This window comes from Desulfovibrio intestinalis, assembly GCF_014202345.1.
Lineage (GTDB): Bacteria > Desulfobacterota > Desulfovibrionia > Desulfovibrionales > Desulfovibrionaceae > Desulfovibrio > Desulfovibrio intestinalis.
The window spans coordinates 149,354-168,938 of record NZ_JACHGO010000005.1 but is presented as its reverse complement, the minus strand read 5'-3'; the positions used below and the strand labels follow the sequence as shown (position 1 = coordinate 168,938).

10 protein-coding genes are annotated in these 19,585 nt (G+C 51.5%); 1 reads left to right on the top strand and 9 read right to left on the bottom strand.

Features of this window, described 5'->3' with window-relative positions; translation table 11 throughout:
• Positions 1 to 124: 124 nt before the first annotated feature.
• The 3 genes from HNQ38_RS09085 to HNQ38_RS09075 form a co-directional block, all read right to left on the bottom strand.
• Positions 125 to 5,809: an alpha-2-macroglobulin family protein gene (locus tag HNQ38_RS09085; protein WP_183719642.1), complete on the bottom strand. Its 5,685-nt coding sequence runs from the start codon at positions 5,807 to 5,809 to the stop codon at positions 125 to 127.
• Between the two features lie 39 nt (positions 5,810 to 5,848).
• Positions 5,849 to 6,409, bottom strand: a complete 561-nt coding sequence (locus HNQ38_RS09080) for a YqiA/YcfP family alpha/beta fold hydrolase (protein WP_183719640.1) — start codon at positions 6,407 to 6,409, stop codon at positions 5,849 to 5,851.
• A gap of 599 nt (positions 6,410 to 7,008) precedes the next feature.
• Complete coding sequence (locus HNQ38_RS09075; protein WP_183719638.1) at positions 7,009 to 8,784, bottom strand: formate--tetrahydrofolate ligase; 1,776 nt, start codon at positions 8,782 to 8,784, stop codon at positions 7,009 to 7,011.
• A 346-nt stretch (positions 8,785 to 9,130) separates the two neighbouring features.
• Between HNQ38_RS09075 and lpdD the strand changes: the two genes are divergently transcribed.
• Positions 9,131 to 9,511 (top strand): prenylated flavin chaperone LpdD, encoded by a 381-nt coding sequence (lpdD, locus tag HNQ38_RS14475; protein ID WP_343060149.1) that lies wholly within the window; start codon positions 9,131 to 9,133, stop codon positions 9,509 to 9,511.
• A gap of 156 nt (positions 9,512 to 9,667) precedes the next feature.
• On the opposite strand, the gene HNQ38_RS09070 is transcribed toward lpdD, so the two are convergent.
• The 6 genes from HNQ38_RS09070 to HNQ38_RS09045 all read right to left on the bottom strand — a co-directional run bounded on the left by HNQ38_RS09070 (position 9,668) and on the right by HNQ38_RS09045 (position 18,620).
• Positions 9,668 to 11,023 (bottom strand): sodium:solute symporter family transporter, encoded by a 1,356-nt coding sequence (locus tag HNQ38_RS09070; RefSeq protein ID WP_183719636.1) that lies wholly within the window; start codon positions 11,021 to 11,023, stop codon positions 9,668 to 9,670.
• Positions 11,020 to 13,146: an adenosylmethionine--8-amino-7-oxononanoate transaminase gene (gene bioA / locus HNQ38_RS09065; protein ID WP_183719634.1), complete on the bottom strand. Its 2,127-nt coding sequence runs from the start codon at positions 13,144 to 13,146 to the stop codon at positions 11,020 to 11,022. Before bioA ends, HNQ38_RS09070 begins: the two co-directional genes overlap by 4 nt.
• Positions 13,130 to 14,080, bottom strand: coding sequence for a biotin synthase BioB (bioB, locus tag HNQ38_RS09060; RefSeq protein ID WP_183719632.1), 951 nt, complete (start codon positions 14,078 to 14,080; stop codon positions 13,130 to 13,132). The genes bioA and bioB overlap by 17 nt, the downstream gene beginning before the upstream one ends.
• Positions 14,081 to 14,304: 224 nt before the next feature.
• Positions 14,305 to 14,703 (bottom strand): Ros/MucR family transcriptional regulator, encoded by a 399-nt coding sequence (locus tag HNQ38_RS09055; protein ID WP_183719630.1) that lies wholly within the window; start codon positions 14,701 to 14,703, stop codon positions 14,305 to 14,307.
• 335 nt (positions 14,704 to 15,038) lie between these two features.
• Positions 15,039 to 15,782, bottom strand: a complete 744-nt coding sequence (locus HNQ38_RS09050; protein ID WP_183719628.1) for a DUF4851 domain-containing protein — start codon at positions 15,780 to 15,782, stop codon at positions 15,039 to 15,041.
• A gap of 168 nt (positions 15,783 to 15,950) precedes the next feature.
• Positions 15,951 to 18,620 (bottom strand): tetratricopeptide repeat protein, encoded by a 2,670-nt coding sequence (locus HNQ38_RS09045; RefSeq protein ID WP_246388077.1) that lies wholly within the window; start codon positions 18,618 to 18,620, stop codon positions 15,951 to 15,953.
• Positions 18,621 to 19,585 lie beyond the last annotated feature (965 nt).

Below are 19,585 nucleotides of genomic sequence, written 5' to 3'. Positions count from 1 at the left end.
TATTTTTGTTTTTATTTGAGCATAGTTTGTTCAGCAGCCGTCACCAGCAGGAAAACAGGGCAATGATTGGGCTGTTTTCAAGCTCCAGTACATTGCCCTGCCTTTCATTAGTTCTGCTAAAAACCTAATCTATAATCAATTGGCCGCCGCCCACACGGGCATTGATCGCAGGCTCGTACATGGCTTCAGCTGTAGCAGAAGGTAATACAAAGCGTCCTCTGGTGGCAGCGCGTACCTTATAGGTAAAGGTGCGAGGATCAGAACCGGAATTCACAAAGAAAATGCCCCGGTCTTCACGCCGTTCATGACGAATAAGTCCCTGCTGCGGTTCATTTGCCTTTTTCTCCAACATCGGCTCAAAACCGCCGGGCAGCAGGTCTACCAAAACGACGTTGCTGTATTCTTCAGCAGAACGCACACTTAATTCCACGGTGAGCACTTCACCAAGCCTGGCGCTGGTGACGGCTTCTCCGCTGTTATTCAAATAACGCCGTTGCAATTCAATACCATTGGCAGCTGAAGCCAAAGGCTTACGCTCAAAGCCTTCAGTTACGGTATGAAGATTCCAGCCAGAATCACTTTTGGGCAGGCTTACACTGTAATTCTGGCAGCCGGGAGCATTTAATTCAAGAACCGGGCCAAGCAGTTCGGCCTTATCAACACCAGCTGTGAAGCCTTGACCGTAGCGTGTGCAGGTCAGGGTAATGCCTTCGGGCGCAGGTGCGCCTTTTTCAGCCAGCATGGTCAGGGTGCGGGACAAGAGCCCCATATCAACTGTAGTTGCCGTGGTATTGAATGCGGCATCAAGTAAGGCTGCAGTGTTGATTTCTTTTCGGCGTTCAGGAAAGTGGCGCAGTATAACTGCGGCATGAAGCGCCCTGGCTGCGCCTGCATCCAGCATATAGTCGGTAGTTGCAGCGTTGAATGATGTGGGCATGAGTTGTTGCGCGCGGCGCTCCATACGCAATATCTTGTAGCAATCTGCCAGCAACACTGCCACAAGCTCGTTGTTCCAGCCCTTGGTGTTTTCCTTATACCACTGTTCCAGCCGTTCAACTTCCTGGGTCATTATGCGTCCGTCGCGCAAAAGAACCCATGCGCCATAGACCTTGATGCGCCCGTCATCGATATCCACGGGCGAACGGCGTACGGTGTTTTCAAGCGTATCGAGAATATTGCGCGTCAGTCCTTCAGGCACAACAACGCCGCTTTCGCGCAGCGTCAGCAGAAAATCTCCTGCATATGCTGTTACAAAATCGTTAGCTGGTGCTGAGGGCCAAAGGCCTACACCTTCATAGTAGGAAAAATTACTGCGTATTGTATCAAGAGCCGCACTGATGACAGCATTACCCCGCTTTGCCAGCATTTCAGGCGAAGCCTTGGGATCGAGCAGAACCTTTTCACGCAATGCCGGATTACCCAGCAGTGCGGCGTAAGGCATTGCGCGGCTGATGAGTTGTTCAGTGCAGCCGTAGGGATATGTATCCAGTTGGTCTAGCAAAGAGCGTAAACCAAGCAGTGGGAGTGCAGAAACACTGGCCTGTCCTTGCGCGTCATATGGGTAGATATCTCTGGATACAGGCACTTCCATATTGCCCGTGAGGGGAACCACCTGTTCGGTGCGTACGCGAGGAGCAGGAGGACGCACCGACAAGCTTTGGTTGCGCTGGCTCCCCGGCTTGTTCTGCCCCTCGAAGCTGGCGGTAAAACGCACGTCAGCTGAGCCCAGACGGTCCAGTGCCTTCATGCGAAAACGTACCACAGCTTCGCCATTTTCATTGATCGTAAGTGGATGTGGGGTCTGCCCGCTCAGGAATGCCAGCTCTGGGCCGCACTCCATTTTCACATTGACCTTGGCATCCTTGCCACTGCCTTCGACAGTGTTTGCGATAACCAAAGCCCCGTCAAATTCGTCGCCAGGAGCCACAGCCAAAGGCAGAAGAGGTTTCAAAATAAGCGTGCCACGCACCTCAGTGCTGGCTTGAGCATTTCCTGCTGTTGATGTCGCACCTTGCGCAGAGCTGCTGCCCACAGCCATTATGCGGATGCGTCCACTCACATATTCAGGGATGGTAAGGGTAATGTCCGTCCCATTGGCATTGACAGCAGTCACTTCCTGCCAAAAGGCAAAAGGAGGTTCGCCGCGCCGCTTGAATGGATTAAGAAAGCGCCCGCCAGCTCCTGCCATATCACCGCCAAACCCGGGAATACGGCCCTGCAGGCGCGCATGGTCGGGCATGAGTAGGTCAAAAACCTGTAGAGTTGAAACATCAAGAGCGCGGTCGCTCAGAAGCTCGGTCAGTGGATCAGGCGTGGTAAAGCCGGTAAGTTGCAGAACGCCTTCATCGACAGCAAAAAGCAGGGCTTTCCCAGGCACACGCGAACTTAACCGAACAGTGATTTTTTCACCGGGCAATACGCGCGCAGGAGCCGTGAGCTTCAAGCCCATATTTCTCTGGCTTATCCCTGCGGTAAAGGGGGCAATCCCAAATGTGTGGGGATTCATGTATATTGCTTCGGACCCAAGTGAGCGCACAAAAGATACGTTAACGTAACCGCGCCCTTCGAACCCGTCAGGAATGCGTATTTCCTGCACACTTTCTCCGGCCTGGGCCGTGAACCATGCGTGGGTCAGAACATTTTCTCTTTCAATGGTTATAAGCCCTGTTCCAGAGTACGGAGCGGAAAGACTCATTTTTATGGTTTCGCCAGAAGCGTATTGATCCTTTTCAAGCTTCAGACGCAGGTTGCCCTTGGCCAGAGAACGCGTGGAAAGATCAGAAGGTTCGGCCAGACGCGTGCCCGCAACTGAAAAAGGAATAAGGGCCAGGATATTGCCGTTGTTCTGACGAACTGTGACCAGGTAATCTCCGGCTTCGGCCGTAGGCATGGGCCAGGCCAACCCCTTTGGATCAAGATCAACTGTCTGGCGCGTTATTTCCGTATCGACCGGGGTGGCATCATAACGGTATTCACCGCGCGAATCTGTAACAAGGCTATTCACATAACGCCGGGCAGAAAACACTATCTCCGCACCGCGCAAACCTGCAGGTGCAAGGTCATTGTTAACGGCCAGCAGTCGTAATGACGCTTTGGCATTTTGGGGCACATAGTCCAGGTTGTTGGCCTGCCCTTCCGGTTTGTAGCCCAGGGCAACTTCCAGCGGTGAAAACAGGGCTGACAGCTGCCGGGTGACTGCCCTGCCGCCCGTGGGTTCAAAGCCTTCAATCAGCACTGTTCCGTAAAAAGTGCTGCCTTGCAGTTTGCCCAAAGGCAAAGCCAGCTTGGCAAAGCCTTTGCTGTCAGTAAAAACGTCAGGCAGGTCAATGTATTGATCCTGCGCGCCGGAAGATAAAGCATCATAGAAGGTGTAGTCTTCATATCCGGGAAACCGGAGCGCTCCCTTACGCGCGTGGAAAGCCGTATGGATGCGGTGGCTGGTTGCAGGTTCACCGTAAAGATTGTCCAGCCGTGCCACTGCCACCGCAGGAGGCATATTCTCGCCAGTACGAATCCAGCCTTTTGGAGCGCCGGGGTCAAAGTTTGCAGCCAAGGCCAAAGTATCGGGCTGAAATTCTTCAACCCTCGTCGAAGTGCTGCCAAGAATCGGCCCGCCATAGGTTGGTTTGTCCGAGGCAAGACGGATGTCCATACGGTATTGCCCAACTGCGGCATCCTCAGTGCTGGTCCAGGTGAAATTCTGGAGCCCTTCAGGGCCTACAGTAAAGGAACGCCGCATGACTTCCGCCCCTGTAGGGCTTACGAGCACAGCTTCAAGCGGCAGATCAGCAGGCAAGGGTTGCCAGTCAAATCTGCGTACAATGCAGCCAAAATGCAGTGTTTCCCCAAGCAGATATAGACCTCGTTGGCTAAAAACTGAAGCACTCAGGCCATTACTTGCAGCATGACGCCCCGACACTGAAAAATTGCTGTAGTCTACGTTACGGGCATAGTCGTCAAGAGAAAGCCATGCCATATCCTGGCCGCCGCCTTGAGCCGCAGCAAGGGCCACAAGGGCCACCGGGCGTTTTTCTCTTTCAAGTCCAACGGTAGATGGCAGATCGGCACGCCCCTGTGGATTGGTGGTTGCGCTGCATACTGGCAACCCGTTGGCCCCAAGCAGACGCACTTCAGCATTGGGCACAGGCTTGCCCGTTGCAATGTTCTGCACAAATACCGCTCGGGTTCCGTCCGAAGCTGTTTTCATGCTGAGGCCCATATCGGTAATCAACAGCAACCGGGTGGCTTCCGCTACATGTTTGTCGCCATTGCGCCCGGTAAGCACCATGCGCATGAGACCGTGACGCAGCCCATCCTGCCCTTGTAACAACGGGGCCATATCCAGAACGCTAAAAAAGGCTTCGCCGGGTGTATTCTCACGGTCGCCCTTGGGCACATTGATATGCCCCTGCACGACATCACTCAGAACAGTAAAATCTGCATCGGGGTCTTCAAAGCTGCCCCCCCTGGCCAAAAGGGCCATAAAGGGTTCGCGCACGCGCTCGGCGCGCCAATCAATATCAGTCAGACCCAAGGCATAAATATCAAGTTTCTTGTCTCCACTGAGCGCAAGAATGTTGCCGGGCTGCAAAAAGGAAAGCTCTGCTCCCATACCGGGGACTGTAAGGATAAAGCGGCGAACTTCCGATAATGAAAAGCCACCAGTCGATGTGAGCCCTGGCTTCACAGCGGTGAGCAACCCTCTTCCGGCTGCTGCTTTTACCCGCAAAAGAACTTGATCTGTGGGTTCGTCCGCAGCCTGGACAAGCTGGGGATGAAGTTTTTCGCCATGCGCAATATCTGCGGCACTGATGGCGGGCATTTTTTCCCAGTTGGCTTCCTGCCCTGCTTCTGGCGTAATTTTTCTTGGCAGCTGAATGACATCCAGAAAGCGCAACACCTCTGAGGGCAGCACGCGTAAGCTGGTCTTCACCACAAGCTGGTATTCTTTGTCCAGCCCCTTATCATACGCGGCTCGCACGCTAATATCACTGACATTCATAATGCGGTCGCGGCCAGTAATATAAAGCAGCGTTTCGGAATTTTCCGAGCCTTTGGCCTTTGAAATTTTAACTGTACGCTTACTGTTCTTTTCAATAAATCCGGGCAAGCCTTTGACAGATATGACGGCAGCAGCATTATCTTTGGGGAGTGCTGTTACAGTGGCTGAAACGACAACCTCGTCGCGTCGTTCGTTCCATACAAAACGAAGCGCGCCAAGGGCCAGGCCACTCTTTGGATCACTTGGCCGCAGGGTTATATTTTCTTCCATACTTTGCGGATTGACAGGCCATATAAAATATACTGGTACGGAAACGGCGTTAGCTCCCTTGGGTGAAGGGTCTGTCCAGAAGGTTTCCTTGCCGATCCGTACTGCTTGCGGCTGTGTCGTATAACGAACCTGCCGATTTACTTCATAGCGTGAAGGTAAAGACACTTTATCAAGCGAAATGGTGTATGTGGTCTGCGGGCGCAGGGGCTTTTCGGGCTGAAAAACCATTGTTGAGCCGTATTCCCATCGCCATTGGCCTTGAACAGCTGGGGTCATTTGCACGCCTTCAACCAAATGCCCTTCCGGGCCAGCAGGCGGGCCGGAGCATTGGCGTGACCAGTCTGTGCCGTACTGCTTTTTGCAACGCTCAACATCAACTTCAAAGCTTATGGAAAAACCATCTGCTCTACGCCAGTTGTCGGCTTCAGGTTGGCTGGGTTGAGCAATACGGTAGGCCGGGCCTGCAACAGCACCGCTCGCAAGGCCCATCACCAGCGTGCATACCGCAAGGCTATATACAAGGTATTTATGAAACATAGTATCTCCACATGTTACAAAAACGGGAAAGGATATGCCCTACTGCTGTAAATTGCGCAGTGTGCTTACAATAGTGTCGTCCAATGCGGCCAGGCTATGACCATCATTGGTTTCATGAATAGCTGCGTGATTTTTCCAATAGGCGCGAGCTTCTTCGGGATTTAGCAAAGTATCGGCCAAGCCCAGGACCAAGAAGCGTTTTACGGGAGCAGTTCGAACATCAGAAAAAATGCTATAACTGTCACACATTGCTTCCGTGAATTCCCAGTGTTGACCACCGTAAAAATAGGTATTGGGGCCAACAAATTGCCGTAATGACTGGGCAGGCCAAACAGAAGGATTGAAAAGAGCGCAATTGCACCCAAGCAGTGCAGACAACTGAGATGCGTAAAACCCACCAAGTGATGAACCGACCAAAATCAAGGATGTGCCGGGGGGCATACTCAGAGCGCGAGCCTGTTTTTGCAGTCGCGCAAGATTTTCGGGGAATAAACCACTGGAGGGATAATTCAGTGCCTGAGCATCTGGAAAAAATTGTCGTAGCAACTTAAAAGTATTGCTTTCAGGACTGGAGTTAAAACCATGAATATAGGCAATCATAGACTCCTCCCATAACTACCATATAAAATTGATTCATTTTCAATGAAAGTGAAAGAGTAATTCACTGCGCGTTTAATCAAAACATAGACATAATTTGTGGGTACTTCTATACAAATAGTCCCAGATCACGCATAAACATTGCTTTTGAATAAAGAAAATAATTAATTGATAGATAGTACACTAAGATAGGAAAAATTTGGCAGATTTTGTTATTGTTTTCAACGGCTCAGATGGAATCACAGTCTCTTTACGGTATCACCTTTGTTTTTAATTATTAAGTAGATTTATTTACTATAAAAATATCTTCTGCTTACAATTGTGTCAAACGTATATAACTGTATATCAACTATACAAAAAAGCGCTCGTAAGAGCGCGTAGTTGTACTGAGAATATTGCTTTTTGCCGTTTGAGCACCACTACTCGGCGGTGCTCAAACGGCAAATAAACACTATCGGTTTTTGTGAGCATCCTCAAAGCAAACAGAACACGAAACCTTGAGGATGCTTAATAATACTCTCGTAGTCTTCAGCCGTTAACGAACCGTATCTTCAACCATAAACGGTTGCAGGCTGAAGAGCGTATCCATAAGGGAATCAGCTCTAGAACAGCCCGGTTACCTTACCCGTGTCTACATCCACATCAATATTGCGGAATGATGGCTTGGAACCAGTGCCGGGCATGAGGCTGATATCACCAGCCACAGGCGCGACAAGGCCAGCACCGCCAAAGAAAAGCACATCGCGCACATGCAGTTTCCAACCTGTGGGCACTCCCTTCAGCGAAGGGTTGTCAGACAAAGAGTACTGGGTTTTTACCATGCACACGCCGAGTTCATTTGCATCTGGCCGTTCTTGCAGGGTCTTGAGCTTTTGGCTTGCGAGGGACTCAAATTCCACGCCATCTGCCCCATAGACATTCCGCGCGATGCTTTCAATTCGCTCTGTGATGGGCTGCTTCCAGTCGTAAAGGGGACGGAATTCATTCTTTTCCTTGCAGGCGTCCATAACGGCGTCAGCCAGTTCAAGGGCACCGTCGCCACCCTTTTCCCAATGCTCGGACAAAGCCACCCTGGCCCCCGCCTGTTCACATATACGGCGGATGGCGTCCACTTCAGCCTTGGTGTCGGTATGGAATTTGTTGATGCAAACCACTGCAGGCACACCAGAGCGGCGCACAACACCAAGGTGGTGAAGCAAGTTGGCGCAACCCGCTTCTACAAGACCTACATCTTCCCTTGTATAGGGCTCAGGAAGCGGCTGACCAGGCTTGGGCTGTGGCGCGCCGCCGTGATTTTTGAGCGCGCGAACCGTGGCCACAACCACAGCCGCATCCGGGGTAAGCCCACTGTAATGGCACTTGAGGTTCCAGAATTTTTCATAGCCCATTTCAGAGGCAAATCCTGATTCTGTCACATGGTAGCCGCTGAGTTTGAGCGCGACTCTGTCTGCAATGACCGAACTCTGCCCAAGGGCAATGTTGGCAAAGGGCCCGGTATGTACAAAAACCGGCTGACCTTCAATGGTCTGAATAAGGTTCGGCTTCACAGCTTCGACAAGCCACGCGGTCATGGCTCCAGCAACGCCCAGATCGCTTGTGGTCACGGGCTTGCCGTTACGGTCATGTGCGAGCACCATACGCCCAATACGTTGGCGCAGGTCGCCAAGGTCGCGAGCGATGGAGAGAATGCACATGACTTCAGAAGCAACAGTGATGTCAAAATGCGAACGCATCATGAAGCCGTCATTACGACGCCCTTCGCCCTCAATGCCAATAATAATGTTTCGCAGAGCCTGAACGCAAAAATCCATTACCCAGCCCGTATTGACGCGCGTGGGGTCAATATTCAGACGGGCCATTCCTGAGAGTTTTTCAAGCGTGGCGTCATCATAATTGCGCTCATGCTGCATGCGGGCGGTAAGAGCCGTCATGCCCAGGTTGTGAGCAGCGCTCACGGCATGAAGATCGCCCGTGAAGTTAAGCGAATACGGCGTCAGAGGAATGCACTGCGAAAGGCCTCCTCCGGCGGCGGAACCTTTCATACCCATCGTCGGGCCACCGGATGGCTGGCGAATAGCCGCTGAAGAGCGTTGGCCGCGCCGGGCAAGCCCCTGTACCAGGCCTATAGTTGTTGTGGATTTGCCCTCACCCAGTGGGGTGGGCGTGATCGCCGTGACATCGATGTATTTTCCGTTGGGGCGATTTTCCAGCCGGCGCATCACTGCATGCTGCTCAATTTTCCCCATGTAGTGCCCATAAGGCAGCAGTTCCGCCTTTTCAAGGCCCAATTCAGATGCCAGCGTTTCAATTGTCTTCATGCGGCTTTCCGCATCCAGGGCGATCTTCCAATCGGGATTCTTTGTAGGATCTAGCGTCATGGCAACTCCAGAATATAGTTTGTTATTTAAATTGTATGGTTAGGTGCAAAGACTTTCAGCCAATGCAAAAAACTGTGAAGAAATTTTACCAAATTGGTAAATATGTTTTTCTTGTTTCAAACATCATTATTCTGTGACCGAATAATGATGTTTTGAAAATGCAGACTTGTATTTACTATAAATCATGTGCGCATTTTTGTTAACATATATTTAATTGGTATATTCAACTATGTTATGAACAAAAATGTGCTTTGCGTGATCCATGATGCTGCTTGCGAGACAACGCCCCCTAAGCTAAGTTGATCAGGCCGCTCATTTGGACAAATAGATACACACGAGGGAGCCCATGCGTCTGACCGCCAAACATGGCAGACTTGTCATTACCCTGCGAGTACTGCATCAGGGGCGAGACCTACAGGTCATGTGCAGTGGAGGTCAAGCCCATATTGGAGCCGTTGCCTTGGCCAGCCCGTGTTCACACGATGCCGTAAATAAAAAAAATCAGAATGATCTGCTTACTCTCCCTGGGCACCGCGAAGATTTGTTAGCGGCACAGATGGCTCACCGTATGGCAAGTGAGCTAAATTGCACAGTTTGCGTGAGTGCTGGCATTCATTTTGACTGTATCACCAAAGAGGAAATAGAGCGAGTGCTCAGCCTCGCCGATTCCCTCACGGAAAATTGTATAGCAAGGTTGAAGCAACCTACGAAGGATTGTTCATGCTGACTGTAAAAGACTTGGAAAATTTAGAAGCCTACATCAATTCCGGCCAATTGGAAGACGACTTTAAAGACGGCTGCGAAAATGACCGTTTCTATCTTCTCGAGCTACTCGAAAAAATTATGGATGTCGCTGAATTGGCCGACTCCACTGCTACGAGGCTTATATTCCGGGGTCTGCCGATGCCATTGCCTCCTTCTGCGCGGGGAGAGGAAGACGACGGGCAGACGCAAGGCTCATAACCAGCGAAAATATCAAGCCAGCAAAACTCCAATTACTCACGCCAGTGAGCGCGGCAGTCAATCCCAAAAGGCCTCCTCCCAGAATGGCTATTGCCATACCCCACGGGTGAAAATGCGCCTTGTTATGCAAAAGCATGCCCACAAAAACCGGAGGCACGACGCCGCATACATAGATATCATTGGCCATGAGTAGCAAAGAAAGAATCCCTTTGCCAGGCAAAGCAAGAATTAGGCCCATAACGCCGAGGAAAATCAGGCAAAGACGGCAGGTCATTACTCCCGGGCGGCGCAGGATGTCATTGCTGCACACAGAGGCCGCAGTAAGCAGGCATGAATCCGCAGCGGAAAAAATGGCACTGAAAATTCCCAGCAGAATAAGCGTTGCCGCCCAGGAAGGCAGATGCGCCAGTAATGTTGTGGTCAAAACCTGCTCCGGGGGCGTACCCACAGGCACAAGGTCACGACAGGATATGCCAAGGGCCACAATCAACGCAGCTGTAAGTGTAAGCCCCGCAGCAGCCATAAGCCCACCCCTGCGTGCGGCCTGCTCGTTGCGAGCAGTAAGCAGACGTCCAAAAAGCATGGGGCAAACCACATAACTTCCGCCAAGAATCAAAAGGAAGTAGCGCAGCTTTGATATGGGGAATTGCTCATTGAAAATTTCCAGCTTTACAGTGGCGAATGCCTGTCCCCCGCCAAGATGCAGTGTGAGCATAAGAGCCACCATAAGGGAGAGCAACAGAATGCTGAATTGCCAGAGGTCTGTTTTCATTACTGATGCCTGACCGCCCGCCAGGGTATGCCCCACCAGCACTATTGCGCCCACAAACATTGCCACATTTTTATCAATATCTGCCAATGGGGCTATGATGGTAGCCAGGGCACTGAACTGGGCTGCAAGAATTGCCAACCATGCCGTAACAATGATGACAGAGGCAAGAGCACGGCTGGGAGCGCCCAAAAATGTCGTAAGCATTTCCGGCATGGTCATTGCGCCGCTGCCACGAACCTTACGAGCCAGAAAGATACTAAGAAGAATCAGCCCAAGCGAACCTGACATCAGCCACCAGATGGCAGGTGTGCCCACCTGCCACGCCAGACCAGCCATCCCCATTGTGGCGGAACCGCCCACACAGGAAGCGACTATGGACAAGGCCACCAAGTTTGCAGAGCTGCGGCGTCCGTTAACAAAGTACGTATCCCTGTCAGGGCTGCGCCTTGCTGTCAGCCACGCATGCAAAAACAGCACAGCTACATAAACGAGCAAAAATATCACGATAGGTGCGCTCCTTGGCGCAAGGCTCCTTCTATTGCGGTGCAGAGCCTGAGCATATCTTCTTTGGGCGTCACATAGGGAGGCATGAGGTAGATTAGCCTATTGAAGGGGCGTAGCCATACCCCCTGCTTCACGAAGAACTTCTGCAGCGAGTGCGTATTAACAGGCTCAAGCATTTCAACTACACCAATTGCTCCCAGAACCCGCACATCTGCGACACCTGGCAAGTTCTGGCATGGGGCAAGGCCTTCACGCAGTGCAGACTCAAGGCTGTTTACCTGTTGCTGCCAATCGCCAGATGCAAGCACATCAAGACTGGCTCTAGCTACCGCGCAAGCCAGGGCATTGGCCATAAATGTGGGGCCATGCATGAAAACGCCGCCATCCTGGCAAATACCCGAAGCCACATGGCCACTGCAAATTGTGGCGGACAGCGTGAGCATGCCGCCAGTAAGCGCCTTGCCGCAGCACAGAATATCAGGTCGAACATCCGCCCATTCAGCGGCAAACATTTTGCCAGTGCGGCCAAAGCCAGTGGCAATCTCATCAAAAATCAAAAGCGTGTCAGCTTCGCGGCACAATTGGGCCAATCCGCGCAGGTATTCGGGATGATAAAACCACATCCCTCCTGCTCCCTGCACTATTGGCTCCAGAATAACCGCTGCGATTTCCTTGCCGTGCATCGCCAATATCTGACGGGCATCATTCAGGCATGCGGGATCAAAGGGCTGGTCAAATCGGCAGGAGGGACGCTCCATAAAAAGCTGTTCTGGCAGCATTGCTGAAAAAAGACTGTGCATACCAGTCACGGGGTCGCAAACGGACATGGCTCCAATGGTATCGCCGTGATAGCCCCTGCGTGGCGTCAAAAAACGAGTACGCTGTGTTTCCCCACGACTCTGCTGATATTGAAGAGCCATTTTCAAAGCCACTTCAACAGCAACTGACCCGGAATCAGCAAAAAAAACACGCTCAAGCCCCTCGGGCACAATATCAAGCAATTTTTCAGCCAGAGCTACGGCAGGCTCATGCGTAAGGCCGCCAAACATTACATGCGGCATACGCCCGGCCTGGGCATGCAGAGCGTCAAGCAGGCGGGGATGATTGTATCCGTGAATGGCCGCCCACCAGGAAGACATGCCATCCACAAGCTCTTTTCCATCTGCAAGTACGATACGGTTGCTGAATGTGCGTTTGACCGCGTTAAGGGGAGGGAAATTTGTGGCGGATGCATAGGGATGCCAGACAGAGCTTCTGTCCCTTTGCACAAGGCTCTCTTCTTCCGACAGCTGTTCTGAGGATTCTTGGCCTGCAGTAGGCCAATTACTGGCTATACGTTTTGCTGCTGGTCTGAGCTGACAAGCCAGTTTTTCCCACCCGGCCTGATCCAGCTTCTCTACCCGGGAAATTTCGACTAAAGGAATTGCGCAGCCAAGGCGTTCGAGCTTTTTTTGCAAAATATGGGCGTTGTCTGTCAGCAGCCCCGCCACATCAACCCCGGGACAGCCCATTGCAGGGTCAGAGGCTGGCACCAGCGCTATCCCTGCCAATGACAAGCCACGGTGCAGTATCGCTTCAACAGAAAGCAAAATATGATTGAGGCCGCCAAGGTAGTTGCCGCCAACAAGAAAAACAGGCAACCCCAACATGCTCATCAGGTCCAGCATGTCCTCGTCTTCATTGAGAGGAACATGCAGCCCCCCTGCTCCTTCCAATAGAAAAGCTTTGGCTGAAACAACATTCCAGTGGGCAAGGATGTCCTTGCGCAGGTTTTGACAGTCCAGTCGCTTTCCTTCTTTCGCGGCAGCAAGATGGGGAGAAGCTGGCAAACCAAAACAATGAAGCACAGCGGCCGCCGGCAAGCCTACCAAAGACTCTACGCCTTCAAGGGCTTTGCCATAGACGCGTGCATCAGACAGCGGAGAAGATGCAATTTCTGCTGCCAAAACTCCAGTTTGCACAGGTTTGACAGCCTGCACGGCAAACCCAGCCTGCCGCAGCTCGCGCAATAGAGCGCCAGTACATACAGTTTTGCCCACATCAGTGCCTGAACCAGCGACAAAAACGCCAAGAAGCGGTTTGCCGTCAGGTCGCAAAGAGCTATGCTCAGTACTGTTTGTCACAGTCGATCTCCAACCCAAGTGCCCGAATCATAGCAAGATCATCAACCAGCCCGCGCCCATGTGTGGTCAAATAGTCGCCCGTCATAAGCGCATTTGCGCCAGCGGAGAAAATTTCATTTTGCCTTTGCCCGAGCACAAGAGGCCTGCCACCGCACACCCGCAAAGTAGCCGTAGGCAGGATGTGCCTGAAAAGCGCAATGATACGCAAGCCTTCACTCGCAGAAAGAGGCTCGCGGCTGGCAAGAGGAGTTTCAGGATGCGGATGGAGGAAGTTAATGGGAACATGCCCCACTCCCAATTCTTTAAGACTGAAAGCGAAATCAATGCGATCCTGCCAGCTTTCACCAAGGCCAAACAGGCCGCCTGTACAGGCGGTCATGCCAGCCTGATGGACGCGAAGCAGCGTGTCTTTGCGTTCATCCCAAGTTTGCGTTGAACAAATGTTGGGGTAGTACTGGCGGGAAGTTTCAAGGTTGTGATGAAACCGATCAAGCCCGGCATCCTTCAACTGCTTAAGCTGTTCGGCACTGAGCCTGCCGAGAGAGGCGCAAACGCGCTCGAGCGCATGTTCGGGCAGTGAACGCAGGACTTTCAGCAGGCGTTCGAATTCTTCCCCACTAAGAGCGCCTCCGCTGGTCACAACGCCAATGCGGGCCACAGGTTGCTCAACCAACGCCAGAATACGCTCGCGAAGTTCATCCGCGGGCAGCAAGGGGAAAACATCAATGGGCGTATGGTTGTGCTTGCTTTGCGAACAGAAGCGGCAATCCATCCCGCAGTTTCCGCTGCGTGCGTTAATGATGGCGCAGAGGGTCACCTTATTGCCAAAAGTGGCAGCTCGAAGTTTAGTTGCGCTGGCAAACAGCTCATCTTCTGGAAGTGACAAAAGCTGAAGAGCTTCAGCAGGAGTATTTGCCGTTGAAAATAAAGTCATAGCTAGACCCTGAAACCTGAGATAGCACATGCGAACAAGTACTATGGATTTCCAATGTAGTTACTTGTGAAGATACAGGCCGTTTTGAGCGCATTAAGGTTGCACTCAAAACAGCCTGTCTAATGCCAGATAACGGGGAAATACATAATCGTAAGAGCGATAACGCAGTTCTTAAAACCGTCTGCCCCATAACGAAAAGCCCGCCTGAGCGGCGGGCCTGTAAGCTATTGGGCTTTACGCCTCTTTTCCCACAGCTTCATATCCTTCATCTTCTTTCTGCGTTCACGCTGCAGGGCTTTGCAAACGAGGGGAGCATCTTTCTTGAAGCCCCACTTTTCGCGGTATTCAGCAGTGGTCATGCTGTGTCCGGCGAGGTGGCGCTTGGTCAAGATCTTGAAGCTCTTGCCACATTCAAGGCAGGTCACGGATTTTTCTTTAACAGACTTGCGGGCTTCTTGAGCCATTTCAAGACTGTCCATTTCAGCGGGGGTTTCACCTTCGGCCACTGCGCGAATACCGAGAGCAACCCTTTGGATGAAGGTAGCAATCTCTTCTTCACTCATCACACGCACACCGGCCTGTGCCCTGGTAATTTCCAGAGCTTCTTTCAAATAATCGTCCATAGTTACCCCTTAGGTCGTCTTTATGATCCGCCAAACGCGCAACAATGGGGGGCGCGCTTATATTCAAAACAGATCTGTTTTTTTAATCCACATTCCCAATTCGCAGAACATACACAGGGCTTATTATTTCGTCAATGTACTAATGCGTATTTAAAAAATCATTTTGCAAACATTATTGTAGGTATTTTGAGTATATTGCCTCTTATGGTGCAATAGAGTAACAAATTCCACACAAAAAATCATGATTTAACGTACAACAGCCCTTCAAAACACCAGTTTTGAAGGGCCGTTGCCATTGGTTTTTGCTGCAATAAAAACTGATTATTAATAATAAATCAGTTGCCTTTGAAGACATCAAACCGTGATACAGTACCCAGAAAACGTTGGCCCATAAACTGCCAGCTTACGTTTTTCAGGTATGAATCCTTAAGCCCGATCAAATTTTCTGGTATCTGGCCAACAATAAAGACCTTTCTTGCGCGTTCTTCAAAGGCCTTCAGCTGGTCAGTCTGAGCGATACTGAGCACGTCAAGAAAACCCATTTGTGGCGGAAGGGGTTCCCTATATTCCAATATAATCTTGTCGGCATTAAAGTTGAACCGGGCCGTAAAACTGCGCACAAGCCAACGCACCGGGGGCGTGTCGGGCTGTATACCTGCTAACTGCATAAAAGGATCACGGGAACCATCAACAATAAAGGTACTGGCTGCGAATTGTGTTTCGCCAATTACTTCAGTTGCGTGATCAACACTGAACGGAGGGGTGGAGTCGCTATTCCAGTACCAGCTTTGCGGCAGTTCAGCCTGTGCTACAATTGCCATCGGCGACTGCGGCGTTCCTTCTCCGTAGGCTGCCAGCCATACAGATACGGGCAATCCGCCCATAACGCTCGTCCAGGTCAGATTGCACTGCCCCTGCCCGCCAGCCAGTAGCGGCATATCTTTTACCGTCAAACTGATTGCCGGACGCGCTGTTGATACATAGACAGGCCCAACCATTCCACGTTGTAAGCCAGCGTTGCAGCCGGTAACAAGTGCCGCAAGAAGCACTACAAGACAAAGTAGACGCAAATTCTTCATAATTACCTCTTTTGTCATTATTCATTACCGACATTTGACCAATTGTTCATCGGCATGAAGCCCATAAGACAGTATATGCGATGCCAGCAGGGCTGGCAACGCGTATTAGCAAAAAATGCCGTCAACAGAATGTTATGTTACGAAAAAGAAGACAATAAAAAGCTACTGTTATTGGGCAGCTGGCGTTCCTTGGCCCTGGGTTTGAGCAGGTTGTTGCGCCGAAGAAGATTGCGGGGCCGACGCGCCGCCAGGCAAATAGTTTTGCAGGTCGCGCGACACCTCAAAAGTACGCAATTCCCCTGCAGCAGCCTGCGCAAAAGGCGAGTTGGGGTAGTTGCGTACAACATCTTCTAATAAAGCCTGCGCGCGCGCTGCATCGCCAAGTTTGCGGTAAAGCCGTGCTTCACGAAATCTCAACCCAGGATATTCTGGTGACTGTGGCGGTGCATAGGCGTTATAGCGCTCAACCCATTCAAGGGCCTCCGGCACCCGGTTGGCCACTTCACTTATATCCATAAGCGCGGCTAGGGCATCCTTGATTCGTTGAGGGTCAGCCTTGTCAGAACGCTCTTCTTGAAGCTGCGTGAACAGCTCGAGAACTTTACGGTTCAACGCGTAGGCATTTTTGATATCCTTTCTGTCTTCAGCATCGCGCGCCAAAAAGTATGCGGCATACGCCCGTTGATAGAGAGGAATATCCTGCTTTTCAAGCAGTTGTGCCCACATGGCCAGTGCAGGGCCAGTAAGATTGAGATTCTGGGCAGACAGCGCCATAGCATAGTCAAGCTGATTCCGTAACTGCTTGTTCATAGGCCAGGTAGAAACAAGCTTGCCAAGATCCAGCACTTTATTCCATGCGCCAGCCTTGAGATATCGGTTGAAAAACTCGGTAAAGGCCGCTTCCCCATAGTTGGGATCCATCGGACTTTTCAAAAAGTCTGCCAGCAAAGCCAGAGCGGCAGCGTCATCACCGCGCTCAAGCAGTCCTTGTGCAAGAACAAACCGCATGCGTGGATCAGGATTGCCATACCGTTCGCGAACCAGGGGAAACCCATTCCAGAGGATAAGGATGCGCCCATAGTTATTCTCGGCCAGCGAGTTGGATAACTCTTTCTGAAAGGCTTCCCATATAAGATCGCGTGCTTCAGGCACATTGGCATTTTCAGGGTAGGCATCAATAAAATCTGCAGCCTTGCCCATTGCTTCGGTGTACTTTTTGTCCCAGTAGAGCCACATGGCCTCTTTGAGGCGAGCCAAAACAGCCTCTGGAGCAGTATTTGATGCTGCTGCCAGATCACTATAAATTTTCCACAATGCCCCACTATCAGCTTTCGCAAATACAGAGCTCATTTCTTGATAGGTAATGGGCGAGTCGTAGATTCCTTTTTCCGCCAAACGTAATTGAGCTGTAGAGGCAGGTGAAGTGCCCGCGTACTGCCGTTCAACGTAGCGGTAAACAAACTCGGCGGTAGTCCAAACCCCTTGCCGGGCGTACATATCGCCCAATTCGAGTAAAAGGGCATCATTGCCAGCATGGGCAGGAACGAGGTTATAATACAGCCAGTACAGGTTTAAAGCTGTAGCGAGCTTGCCCAGCGCCTTGTCATTTCCAGCCTGCAAAAGCAAAAAAGCGGGCTGGTCAATATAGTAGCGTGGCCAGCGTTTGCTTATGAAATCAAGGATAAGTTGTGCGTTCTGAAATTTTTTCTGCTTGGTTAAGGCCTCGGCCAAGCCTACAGAAGCTTCTTGCAGGTAAGAGGATTCCGGGTACTTGTCTAGAACAATGGAAAAAGATTGTTCCGCGCGCTCATTAAGTTCACGTTTCAACTGTGCCTTACCCAAGCTGGTAAAGCCCTGAGCGACACCGGGATAGTCTGGATAACGGCGCAGCAAGGCCACAATGTATCCACCAGCATCTACCAGATTGCCAACATTGACGTTAGCAAGCCCAAGGCGCAACAACGCTTCCGGCACACGAGGTGAACGCAGATTGGCATTCATCGCCTCGCTGGTAGACGAAACGATAGCTTCATAACCCGCAAGAGGATTGTCCGCATAGCGTGCCCACATGCAGTCACTAATGTAGTATAGTGTTTTTTCGAGCAATTCCGGGCTAACGCCAGGCAGAGTTTTGAGTTTTTCCAGTTGAGGCAGTGCTTCAACATATTTGTGTTCGCGAAGGAGCCTCTCCGCCTCTTCCATCACAACTTCAGGCTTAATGGGCTTGGCTACGGGATTGCCCTGCTCGTCTACATAGATGACCGGACGGTCCTCAGGCGCTTTGGCTGGCTCTTCAGGGGCTTGCTGCCCAGATGTCAAACCTACGGTCTGTCCGCTTACCTTGCCAGACACGCTACCCGAAGCATCAGCCTTGCCCTGCTCATCCGCCCCTTGCTGGACGGCATTTTCCGCGGCAGTACCGGTCGTCTTGGTTGGCGCAGACACTGGCTGCGTCACTGGTGAGATTGCTGGTGGCTGGCCTGCTCCACCCGCTGAAGCTTGCTCGATCTTGGCCTGTTGATTTACAGATGTCGAAGAGGGCTGCCCTGTGGTTTCAGAAGGCGAGGCGCTACTGGACGAAACAGGCTTGGTTTCAGCAGAAGAATCCATGCTGGTGGCAGTGCCCGTGGCGGGAGCACCAGCAGCTCCATCACCTCGTTGCGGCATATTGCTGGAACTTTGAGCCGAAGCAGTGTGGGGTGCGCCAACATTCTGCTGTGGATCACTTTTGCCGGAATCAGACAGTGATTCACTTACCGTCGAAAGAGCCTTGTTTTCTGGCCAATCCTCGGGGCCTCCAGTATTCACCCTGCCAAGCACTGTCTGGCGATCAACCATGCCGCCCCGATCACCAAGGCTTTGCGTGACTGCTGGCGCATAAGGGGTCGATTCAGACGGCCGCTGCGCTGCCTGGGCTTCAGAGAGGCCCCAAGAATCCCAAAACCGCCAGGAAGACACTTCAGAATCGCCTATAAATGCTTCGTTTGAAGCGTCCGCCGGGCTGAAGCGCATCAGTTGCAAAAAACTTAAAGAAGATTCAGAGCCGAGCTTATGGCGCAGAACATTTCCCAGGCTTTCAGCGGGGACAGCTGATACCAGCCTGGCCTCGGCTGAAGTGGCGTTCTCTCCTCCAGCTACTGCTGGCAAAACTTCGAAAGCTGAACTGGAATTGGATTCAGCCGTCTTTAACTCACCATACGCTACTTGTCCTGAACCGGAAATGTTCGCCACATAAGTATCTGCATCGGGGGCACTGAAGGAATTTTTTTCCTTTCCTGACCAATTGTTAGGACCAGGCTGGCCAGCAGATTCAACGCCAGCGGCAAAAAATTCTATGTCCAGTTTATCTGGTGCTGTGCGGTGAACAGCGTGCCTTACGGTACGAGAAGAAAGTAAAATGCGTACTTGGCTATCAACAAGGCCCACACTTTCAAGCAACGCGCCAGAGGGCGGCATTGAACCATTCAGCTCCAATGACGGCACAAGCGACTCAGAAGAGTTCAAGTATAGGATTAAAGAATTACCCCCAGCGCGAACCAAACTACTGGGCTGTGCAGGTTCATCAAGCTGTAAGTGTAATTTTTCAACGCCAGTCTGTGGAGTTGACCAACTCCATGAAAGGGCTTGTGCGTCAGGAATTTGGAAGGCAAACATGCATAGAGTCAGAGAGCAGACAACAAGTGCTCGTAACAGGCAATGCAAACCTGCTCGAAGATTGAAGGCTAGGCCTTCGCTGGTGAAAAGTTGAAGCTGGGCAACGCCAGTGAGGATTTTTTTATTCACGTATACTTCGCGGAATGTTA

What these genes read in the sequence shown, in the direction of transcription:
- HNQ38_RS09055 (WP_183719630.1), bottom strand. Translation starts at nt 14,703, where the DNA reads ATGGACGATTATTTGAAAGAAGCTCTGGAAATTACCAGGGCACAGGCC.
- bioB (WP_183719632.1), bottom strand. Translation starts at nt 14,080, where the DNA reads ATGACTTTATTTTCAACGGCAAATACTCCTGCTGAAGCTCTTCAGCTT.
- HNQ38_RS09075 (WP_183719638.1), bottom strand. Translation starts at nt 8,784, where the DNA reads ATGACGCTAGATCCTACAAAGAATCCCGATTGGAAGATCGCCCTGGAT.
- lpdD (WP_343060149.1), top strand. Translation starts at nt 9,131, where the DNA reads ATGCGTCTGACCGCCAAACATGGCAGACTTGTCATTACCCTGCGAGTA.
- HNQ38_RS09080 (WP_183719640.1), bottom strand. Translation starts at nt 6,409, where the DNA reads ATGATTGCCTATATTCATGGTTTTAACTCCAGTCCTGAAAGCAATACT.
- HNQ38_RS09045 (WP_246388077.1), bottom strand. Translation starts at nt 18,620, where the DNA reads ATGGTTGATCGCCAGACAGTGCTTGGCAGGGTGAATACTGGAGGCCCC.
- HNQ38_RS09050 (WP_183719628.1), bottom strand. Translation starts at nt 15,782, where the DNA reads ATGAAGAATTTGCGTCTACTTTGTCTTGTAGTGCTTCTTGCGGCACTT.
- HNQ38_RS09085 (WP_183719642.1), bottom strand. Translation starts at nt 5,809, where the DNA reads ATGTTTCATAAATACCTTGTATATAGCCTTGCGGTATGCACGCTGGTG.